Genomic DNA, 9634 nt, shown 5'->3' with positions numbered 1-9634 from the left:
GAGCATCTGCCTTACAAGCAGAGGGTCGGGGGTTCGAATCCCTCAGCGCCCACAACGTTGATCCCGCAGTCTGATTTCAGGCTGCGGGATGTTTTTATATATATGATATGTAATTTTGGCGGATAGTTTTGCTGTTAAGTCGAATTTAATGCTTAACTTTGCGGTCTGAATAGTATTTATAGCAAGTATATGGACTTAAATTTGTTGACAGCCGTATCGCCCATCGACGGGCGTTACAGAGGCAAGACGGAGCCGCTGGCGGAGTATTTTTCCGAATATGCCCTCATCCGCTACCGCGTTCGTGTGGAGATAGAATATTTCATAACCCTCTGCGAGCTTCCATTGCCACAACTGGAAGGTTTCGACCATGAGTTGTTCGGGCGTCTTCGCGATATATACCGCAATTTTACGACAACATACGCTCAACGTGTTAAAGACATAGAGAAAGTGACAAACCACGATGTGAAGGCTGTGGAATATTTCATAAAAGAGCAGCTTGACGCTATCGGCGGTTTCGATGAATACAAAGAGTTCATACACTTCGGACTCACATCACAGGATATCAACAATACAAGTGTCCCCTTGTCTGTTAAAGAGGCACTTGATGATGTGTACTGTCCCGTGATAGAGGAGCTTATCGCACAATTGCGAAGCTATGCCGAGGAGTGGAAAGACGTGTCCATGCTTGCCAAGACCCACGGTCAGCCGGCATCTCCAACACGTCTCGGCAAAGAGATTATGGTATTCGCATACCGTCTCGAAGAGCAGCTTGGACAGCTGAAAGCGGTGCCCGTAACGGCCAAGTTCGGCGGGGCAACGGGCAACTACAATGCCCACCGTGTGGCATATCCGCAGTATGACTGGCGCGCGTTCGGCAATGATTTTGTCAGCGGCAAGCTCGGCCTTGTGCGCGAGCAGTATACCACCCAGATAAGCAATTATGACTATATGGGCGCGCTGTTCGATGCAATGCGTCGTATAAATACAATTATAATAGACCTCGACCGGGATATATGGATGTATATCTCAATGGAGTATTTCAAGCAGAAGATAAAGGCGGGAGAGGTTGGTTCGAGCGCCATGCCCCACAAGGTAAACCCGATAGATTTCGAGAATAGCGAGGGCAATCTCGGCATGGCGAACGCCATTCTGCAATTCTTGGCGCAGAAGTTGCCTGTGAGCCGTCTGCAACGCGACCTGACGGACTCTACCGTACTGCGTAATGTAGGTGTGCCGATGGGGCATGGACTGATAGCGATGCAAAGTACCCTGAAAGGGCTTCGCAAGCTTATTCTCAACGAAGAGAAAATCAGCGCAGACCTTGACGACACGTGGGCTGTGGTGGCTGAGGCCATACAGACTGTGTTGCGCCGTGAGGCTTATCCGAACCCCTATGAGGCGCTGAAAGCGCTTACCCGCACGAATGAGAAGATGACAGAAGAGACAATACACCGATTTATTCAGGAACTGAACGTGAGCGAGAGCGTGAAAGCCGAGTTGATGGCCATCACCCCGCATACATACACAGGAATATAAACAGCAAATAATCAACCCGGGTCGTGAGACCCTATATTTAACAATCAAGTAAACAATGGAATTAGAAAACGAAAAGAGACAAGAGGAAATGTCCGCAGAGCAGAAAGCCGGCGGCCGTGAGGGTTACCGTTCATCAGAGTCTTCGGACGGTTATCAGAATTATCGAAGTGCAGGACGCTCGCCGCGTCCCCGCATCAATCAGTCGCGTCCTTACAACCAAGACAGGCGCGGCGGCTATTCAAGGTATAACAACAGCGACAACGATGAAGGCGGTTTCCGGCCCGAAGGATTCGGAGCGGGGCTGCAAAGTACGCAGCAGCGCCCTTATCGTCCGCGTTACAATAATAATGACGGCGAATACCGTCAGCCCCGTAACAACTACGGTGGCAGTCGTGGCGGCTACAATCAGGAACGCCCCTCGTATCGTCCACGTTTCAATAATGGCGGCGACGGTGAGCAGGGCGGCTATCAGCCCCGTAACAACTACGGTGGCAACCATGTCGGCTACAATCAGGAACGTCCCTCGTATCGTCCACGTTTCAATAATGGCGGCGACGGTGAACAGGGCGGCTATCAGCCCCGTAGCAACTACGGTGGCAATCGTGGCGGCTATAATCAGGAACGTCCCTCGTATCGCCCCCGCTTCAACAATGGCGGTGATGGCGAGCATGGCGGTTTCCAGCCCCGTGGAGGATATAACAACCGAGGAGGTTATGGGCAGCAGCGTGGCGGCTATCGTCAGCGCACTGCCGACTACGACCCGCATGCAAAGTACAGCATGAAGAAGCGTATCGAGTATAGGGAGGAACACTATGATCCAAACGAGCCGATACGTCTCAACAAATATCTTGCCAATGCAGGAGTGTGCAGCCGTAGAGAGGCCGATGAGTTCATACAGGCCGGTGTGGTGAAGGTAAACGGAGAGGTGGTGACCGAGTTGGGCACCAAGGTTATGCGTACTGATAGTGTCATGTTTCATGAGCAGCCGGTGTCGTTGGAGAAGAAAGTTTATGTGCTTCTCAACAAGCCCAAAGATCACGTGACCACAAGCGATGACCCGCAGCAGCGCAAGACGGTGATGGATCTTGTGAAAGACGCATGTACGGAACGTATTTATCCTGTGGGACGCCTGGACCGCAACACCACCGGTGTGCTGTTGCTCACAAACGACGGCGATCTGGCCAGCAAACTCACACATCCCAAGTTCTTGAAGAAGAAAGTATATCACGTATATCTCGACAAGAACGTCACTGCCCATGACTTGCAGCAGATACGCGACGGTATCACTCTTGAAGACGGTGATATAAAGGCTGATGCGGTGGAATATGCCGATCCGGTGGACAAGAAACAAGTGGGAATAGAAATACACAGCGGCAAGAACCGTATCGTGCGCCGTATCTTCGAACATCTCGGTTATAAGGTGACGAAGCTCGACCGGGTGTTATTTGCTGGACTGACAAAGAAGAATCTGCGCCGAGGCGACTGGCGATACCTTACCGAAGAGGAGGTAAACCGCCTGCGCATGGGTGCTTACGAATAAACGTAAAAGACAAGGAATTATGGAAAGGACAAAAGTTGTTGACGTATTGAGGCTCACCGACTTCGGTGCCACCGTCAATGTGAAAGGTTGGGTGCGTACCCATCGCAGCAGCAAAGCGGTGGACTTCATCGCCCTCAACGACGGCTCGACGATAAAGAACGTGCAGGTGGTGGTAGACCCCGCCAAGTTTGATGAGGAGACCTTGAAACAGATAACTACCGGCTCGTGCATCAGTGCGACAGGTACGCTGGTGGAGAGCATGGGTGCAGGACAGACTGTAGAGATACAGTGCGCCGAGATTGAAGTATACGGACTTTGCGGAAGCGACTATCCGATGCAGAAGAAAGGACAGAGTTTCGAATACATGCGGCAGCACGCCCACATGCGTTTGCGTACCAATACGTTCGGCGCCGTGATGAGAATACGTCACAATATGGCCATTGCCATACATAAGTATTTCCACGATCACGGTTTCTTCTACTTCCATACACCGCTCATCACTGCCAGCGACTGCGAGGGAGCGGGGCAGATGTTTCAGGTGACGACGAAAAACCTGTATGACCTTAAAAAGGATGAAGAGGGAAAGATAACGTATGATGATGACTTCTTCGGCAAGCAGGCGTCACTGACGGTCAGCGGACAGCTCGAAGGTGAGCTTGGCGCAACTGCGCTCGGAGCAATCTATACTTTCGGCCCGACGTTCCGTGCGGAGAACAGTAACACGCCGCGTCACCTTGCTGAGTTCTGGATGATTGAACCCGAAGTTGCCTTCATAGATCTCAAAGATTTGATGGACCTTGAAGAAGATTTTATCAAATACTGTGTGCAATGGGCGTTGGACAACTGTGCCGACGATCTTGACTTCCTGAACAAGATGGTGGACAAGACGCTGATAGAGCGTTTGAAATCAGTCGTTTCAGGCTCGTTTGAGCGACTGCCGTATACCGAGGGTATCAGGATACTTGAAGAAGCGGTGGCAAATGGACGCAAGTTCGAATTCCCGGTAAGCTGGGGTATGGACTTGGCGAGTGAGCATGAGCGTTATCTTGTAGAGGAGTATTTCAAGAAACCGGTAATCATGACCGACTATCCGAAGGAGATAAAGGCGTTCTATATGAAGATAAACGAAGACGGGCGCACCGTTCAAGGCACCGATGTGCTTTTCCCGCAGATTGGCGAGATAATAGGCGGCAGCGTGCGTGAGGAGAACTATGACAAGCTGATCGGCGAGATAGAAGAGCGCAATATTCCGATGAAGGATATGTGGTGGTATCTTGATACACGTAAGTATGGAACATGCCCGCACGGCGGTTTCGGTCTCGGTTTCGAGCGTCTGATACTCTTCGTCACCGGAATGCAGAACATACGCGATGTCATCCCGTTCCCGAGAACACCGAAGACAGCAGAGTTCTAACCACCAATGTCAAAGAGGAGATTAGGGATAATAGTATAAAAGGTTAATCTTATAAAATCAAGCGGCGCGAGAACGAAAGTCCTCGCGCCGCTTGATTTGTGTTATGATGCCGTACGTGGTATCACACCAATGTGATCCCGTTTTCATCGATGCTTATCAGTCTTTTGCGGTACAGGTCGCCGATAGCTTTTTTATATGCTTTCTTACTCACTTTAAAGCGGTCGGCAATCAGTTCTGCAGGGCTTTTGTCTCCCAGTTCGCAGTGTCCGTTGTTCTCTTGTAGATACCGTAGCAGCGTCTCGGCAAACTCTTCTGTGTGCCGGTGCCCGGTAGGCTGTAGCACAATATCTATTTTCCCGTCCTGACGAACGTGGTCGATATAGCCTTTCAGCCGGTCGCCTGTGGTCAGCGGTCGGAAGATGCGGTCATCATATACCAGTCCCGAAAACTTATTGTCCACTATAACCTTAAATCCGAGTTCTGTTTTCTGCCACACGAGTAAATCGACCTCGTCATTATGTCGATACAACGGGCGTTCATTATCCAGATACCGGTCAACCTTTGCGGTCGCCATCAGTCTGTAACTGTCCTCGTCTACCGTCACATATACTATATACGACGAGCCTGTAACCATGCGCTTTTTCTGCTCGCGGAACGGGCAGAAAAGGTCTTTCATCAATCCCCAGTTGAGAAACGCACCGTATTCGTTTACCCAGGCCACTTCGAGATGCGCAAATTCTCCCACCTTGGCCAATGGCTGCTGGGTGGTTGCTATGAGGCGCTCGTCTTGGTCGAGATAGATGAATACGTCTATTTCGTCGCCTGTTTTGGCGCCTTTCGGTACATAACGTGTCGGCAATAGTATCTCTCCTTCGTCTCCACCGTCGAGATAGAGTCCGAAATCCACCGATTTTACGATGGTCAGTTTGTTGTAGTCGCCTAATTTTATTCTGTTCATTTGTCGTCTTCTTTTATTTGGTTTATTATGGTGGCTGATGCCGTCGGGGCAGTGGAAGTGATGTCCTCTGTGGAATATGCCGGGCTTTCCGATCCGGCGTTGGTAGATGTTTCCTCTGCCGTGCCCGTGTCGGCGTCAGTGTCAAGCAGTCCGTCGCGCATTTTTATTGTTCGGTCAGTGGTCGCCGCGAGTTGTTCATCGTGTGTCACTATGACGAAAGTCTGCCCGAACTTGTCGCGCAGTTCGAAGAAAAGCCTGTGCAGCTCGGTTTTGTTTTGAGAGTCGAGACTGCCCGAAGGCTCGTCTGCCAATATCACGGCCGGGTTGTTGACAAGAGCCCGTGCCACCGCCACCCGCTGCTTTTCTCCGCCCGACAGCTGTCCAGGCTTGTGGTCGGCACGGTCTGCCAGCCCCATGAATTCCAGCAGTTCCTTTGCTCTTTGTCTGGCCTCTTTGGTCGGTTTACCTGCTATATATGCGGGAATCATTATGTTTTCGAGTGCCGTAAACTCGGGCAGCAGCTGATGAAACTGGAATACGAAGCCGATGTTGAGGTTTCTGAACTCAGCCATTTTGTTTGCGTTGAGGCTGCCTATGTCCACACCGTCGATTATCACCGAGCCGCTGTCGGCTTTGTCGAGTGTGCCCATTATCTGCAAAAGTGTGGTCTTTCCGGCTCCGCTCGGTCCGACGATGCTCACCACTTCGCCTTTGTTTATTTCAAGGTCTATTCCTTTCAATACTTCGAGCGTGCCGAAACTCTTTTTTATTCCTTTTATCGTTATCATAATATTTTATGCGCTTCGTTGATTTGTAAATGATGTTTTTTTTATTGAAAACTATTGTTGTGGCATGCGGGGATATGTGCGGACGGGAATTTCTTTTATGGAAATGTTTTCTTAATGATAGGGTGGCAGAGGATGTTAATATCGTAGAAGGGATTTTCTTATGGCGGGTATGTGGAGCAGTTGTCGGGTAGGTGTTATTGGGTTGGTAGGTTATAGTGACATTACAACAGCATGTGTTTTTTTCTCATCTCCTTCTTCCTTACTTCCTATCTCCTTACTTTACTACTTCTTCTGAAACAGTTTCATGATAGTGGAGTATGCGCTTTCCTGTTCCTGGCGTTGCGGAGCGGTGAATGTCATTGCATCCTGCGGCTGTCCGTTTTGGTCGGGATATACAATCATCAGACTGCAACCGGAAAAGTTGTCGGTCAGTTCTTCAGGCAAATGCTCGAATGCCGGTTTATAAGACACCGTGCCGGGGCGTGCCGTTATCACTACAAGCAGGTGATCGTCGGCCACTGTTCTCGACAGTCCGGTAAACTCTTTCCAGTGCTGCATAAGCATGTATTCAGCCCTTACCTCGGGATACCTGTTGCGTAAATATTCAGCTATGAGCGTTGTGGTGTTCTCCCTGCCGTGGAAGATGATGCGGCAACCGAGGGCGTCTGTAAGTCTGGCGAGCCGCTCTGTCCACCGGTAGAAGCCCGGTTCAAACTCCACTCTCGACGGCACGGCCACGTGTATGCGCCGCAAGGTGCTTATAGGGGCTGTCAGCCGGCAAATCATTATCTGGTTGTTTATCTCGCTGATGAGTCCTTGTGTATACGCTCCCCAGAAAGTGTCTCCCGGACTTGTCAGCCTGTGCAGTCCCATTATTATTTCAGATGCGTCGTTTTCCTTGAACGCGTGCTTTATCCCGTTGGCGATGTTGATGGCAAGCCTGCTCTGTGTCTGCATCCTCACGTCGGCGGCTATGGCCGTGGCTTCCGCCATTTCGAGAATTTTTCGTCCGGCGTTGCGGTTGCGGCTGCTGTATATGTCATCGTATACCACGTTCAGGCCCACCAGGCCGCGGTTCAGCTTCTTGTTGCGCATTATGATGGCCATGCTCACCAGTCCCTGCGCGTCTTCCTCGTGTTGCAGCGGCAGCAGTATTTTCTCGTCGTCTCCCTGCTCCTTGTTGCCGTCAGGCTGCATTTTCTCTTTCAGCAGTATGCTCCGTGCCGAGCCTTCCACCATAACCGAACTTATGATGCACGTGAAGAGAATCATCATCACCACGCCGTTCAGCATTCCCGAGTCCACGAGATATGTACCGTCCGGCATTTTCAGGTTCATTCCCACCATCGTCATGGCTATACTGCCGGCGGCGTGCGCTTCGGTGAGTCCGAACATCATGTGTCCCGACAGCAGCGGCAACTTGAAGCCGAGGCACGACACGTATGCGGCGGCGGCCTTGCCCAGCGTGCCCACTGCCACTATGCAGAACACCACCCACAGCGTGCCTAAACTGTGAAAGAGCACCCCTATGTCGATCAGCATTCCCACACCGATGAGGAAATATGGTATGAACAGGGCATTGCCGATAAACTCGATCCTGTTCATCAGCGGTGATACGCCGGGTATGAACCTGTTGAGCGTCAGTCCGGCAAGGAAAGCTCCGAAGATGCCTTCCAGACCACAGAACTCAGACATCGCGGCACTGAAAAACAACACCAGCAGCACGTATATATACAGCATTACCGAGTCGGCGCAGCGGCGGAAAAACCACCGTGTTATTCTCGGGATTATGAAAGTCAGTCCGATGCAGAATACCGCCACCTTGGCTGCGAACGCTATCCAGAATGTGATGCCCGCCTCACCTTCGTTCACTCCCACTATGGCGGCAAGCAGCAGCAGTGACAGCGACAGGGCTATCATCGACGAGCCTACGCTGAGCGCCACGGCGGGATGTTTTTGAAGACCGTATTTCAGCACTATCGGATAGGCTATCAGCGTGTTGGATGCCAGTATGCACGAGAGCAGCAGCGATGCCATCGGCGAGTAGCCCAGCAGCGAGATGCCCGTGAAATAGCCGAGAACGAAAGGCAATATAAACGTCAGCAATCCGAAAACCACAAAGCGCGTCTTCTTCTGCATGATGTCTTTGAGGTTCATTTCGAGACCGGCCAGAAACATGATGTACAGCAATCCCACCTTGCCGAACAGCTCGAACGACGAGTCCCGTTCAAGAATGTTCAGCCCATACTGCCCCACGAGCGTGCCGGCGAGTACCATCCCGATGATGTGCGGGATGCGGAAACGTGACATGATGAATGGTGCGAAGAGTATGATAGACAGCACGACAAGAAATATCAGCGTCGGGTCTGTTATCGGGAAATAACTGGATATATCTGGCATGGTTATTCATTGGTTTACAATTCGGGTGCAAAGTTGCAAAAAAAATATCATATATAGGCTCGATTTACCTCAAAAGTTGTAATTTTGCACTGTCATTGAGAGATAAATTTTACATATTAATATAAAAATACCAATGAGAGTAGCAATAGTTGGAGCGAGCGGAGCGGTAGGACAGGAGTTCCTGCGTGTGCTCGCAGAGAGAGATTTCCCTATGGACGACCTCGTCTTGTTCGGATCCGGGCGCAGCGCCGGTACCAGATACACGTTCCGCGGCAAGGAGTATGAAGTGAAGCTTTTGAAGCACGGCGATGATTTCAAGGATATTGACATAGCCTTTACTTCTGCCGGAGCAGGCACGTCGAAAGAGTTTGCCGACGACATAACCAGATACGGTGCGGTGATGATCGACAATTCGAGTGCGTTCCGTATGGACGATGATGTGCCTCTCGTTGTGCCCGAGTGCAATGCCGCCGACGCCCTCAACCGTCCCCGTGGCATTATCGCCAACCCCAACTGCACCACAATCATGATGGTGGTAGTACTGCAGCCGATAGAGCGGCTCAGCCATATCCGTCGCATACACGTGGCAAGCTACCAGAGTGCCAGCGGTGCCGGAGCGGCTGCCATGGCCGAGTTGCAGCGGCAGTATGGCGAGATTATCGCCGGCCGGCCGGTGACAGTCAGCAAGTTCCCGCATCAGCTGGCGTATAACGTGATACCCCAGATAGACGTGTTCCAGCCCAACGGATACACGAAAGAGGAGATGAAGATGTTTAACGAGACCCGCAAGATAATGCACAGCGACGTGAAGTGCTCGGCGATGTGCGTGCGAGTGTCGTCGCTCCGTGCCCATTCGGAGTCGGTATGGATAGAGACCGAAAGTCCCGTGACGGTGGAGCAGGCCCGTGAGGCTCTTGCCGCCGCCCCCGGTGTGACGCTTCAGGACGACCCCGACAACCTCGTATACCCGATGCCGCTCGACACTGCCGGCAAGGACG

Annotated in this window: 7 protein-coding genes; 4 read left to right on the top strand and 3 right to left on the bottom strand. The window is 51.4% G+C overall.

The genetic code is table 11. The features are described from left to right. Positions 1–189: 189 nt before the first annotated feature. Genes purB through asnS form a run of 3 tightly spaced genes read left to right on the top strand, consistent with a single transcriptional unit; the run spans position 190 to position 4490 of the window. Positions 190–1536 (top strand): adenylosuccinate lyase, encoded by a 1347-nt coding sequence (gene purB, locus MoGM_RS03900; protein WP_104368831.1) that lies wholly within the window; start codon positions 190–192, stop codon positions 1534–1536. A gap of 55 nt (positions 1537–1591) precedes the next feature. After that, on the top strand, positions 1592–3076 hold the full coding sequence (locus MoGM_RS03895) for a pseudouridine synthase (protein WP_104368830.1): 1485 nt from the start codon (positions 1592–1594) through the stop codon (positions 3074–3076). Positions 3077–3095: 19 nt separating this feature from the next. Beyond that, positions 3096–4490: an asparagine--tRNA ligase gene (gene asnS / locus MoGM_RS03890; protein WP_104368829.1), complete on the top strand. Its 1395-nt coding sequence runs from the start codon at positions 3096–3098 to the stop codon at positions 4488–4490. Between the two features lie 121 nt (positions 4491–4611). Here asnS and MoGM_RS03885 read toward each other — a convergent pair whose 3' ends face one another. From MoGM_RS03885 to MoGM_RS03875, 3 genes are all read right to left on the bottom strand, one after another. After that, positions 4612–5448, bottom strand: a complete 837-nt coding sequence (locus tag MoGM_RS03885) for a S1 RNA-binding domain-containing protein (protein ID WP_104368828.1) — start codon at positions 5446–5448, stop codon at positions 4612–4614. Then, on the bottom strand, positions 5445–6236 hold the full coding sequence (locus MoGM_RS03880; protein WP_104368827.1) for an ABC transporter ATP-binding protein: 792 nt from the start codon (positions 6234–6236) through the stop codon (positions 5445–5447). The genes MoGM_RS03885 and MoGM_RS03880 overlap by 4 nt, the downstream gene beginning before the upstream one ends. A 282-nt stretch (positions 6237–6518) precedes the next feature. Further along, positions 6519–8636: a cation:proton antiporter gene (locus MoGM_RS03875; protein WP_104368826.1), complete on the bottom strand. Its 2118-nt coding sequence runs from the start codon at positions 8634–8636 to the stop codon at positions 6519–6521. Positions 8637–8769: 133 nt separating this feature from the next. Here MoGM_RS03875 and MoGM_RS03870 point away from each other — a divergent pair. Further along, positions 8770–9634 (top strand): aspartate-semialdehyde dehydrogenase (locus MoGM_RS03870; protein ID WP_104368825.1); only part of this gene is annotated, 865 nt, incomplete at its 3' end.

The sequence above is a fragment of the Prevotella sp. MGM1 genome (genome assembly GCF_002933775.1).
In the GTDB taxonomy this organism is placed as follows: Bacteria; Bacteroidota; Bacteroidia; order Bacteroidales; family Bacteroidaceae; genus Prevotella.
The sequence above is the reverse complement of the archived record's forward strand: the minus strand, read 5'-3'. Positions and strand labels throughout refer to the sequence as shown.

What these genes read in the sequence shown, in the direction of transcription:
- purB (WP_104368831.1), top strand. Translation starts at nt 190, where the DNA reads ATGGACTTAAATTTGTTGACAGCCGTATCGCCCATCGACGGGCGTTAC.
- MoGM_RS03895 (WP_104368830.1), top strand. Translation starts at nt 1,592, where the DNA reads ATGGAATTAGAAAACGAAAAGAGACAAGAGGAAATGTCCGCAGAGCAG.
- asnS (WP_104368829.1), top strand. Translation starts at nt 3,096, where the DNA reads ATGGAAAGGACAAAAGTTGTTGACGTATTGAGGCTCACCGACTTCGGT.
- MoGM_RS03885 (WP_104368828.1), bottom strand. Translation starts at nt 5,448, where the DNA reads ATGAACAGAATAAAATTAGGCGACTACAACAAACTGACCATCGTAAAA.
- MoGM_RS03880 (WP_104368827.1), bottom strand. Translation starts at nt 6,236, where the DNA reads ATGATAACGATAAAAGGAATAAAAAAGAGTTTCGGCACGCTCGAAGTA.
- MoGM_RS03875 (WP_104368826.1), bottom strand. Translation starts at nt 8,636, where the DNA reads ATGCCAGATATATCCAGTTATTTCCCGATAACAGACCCGACGCTGATA.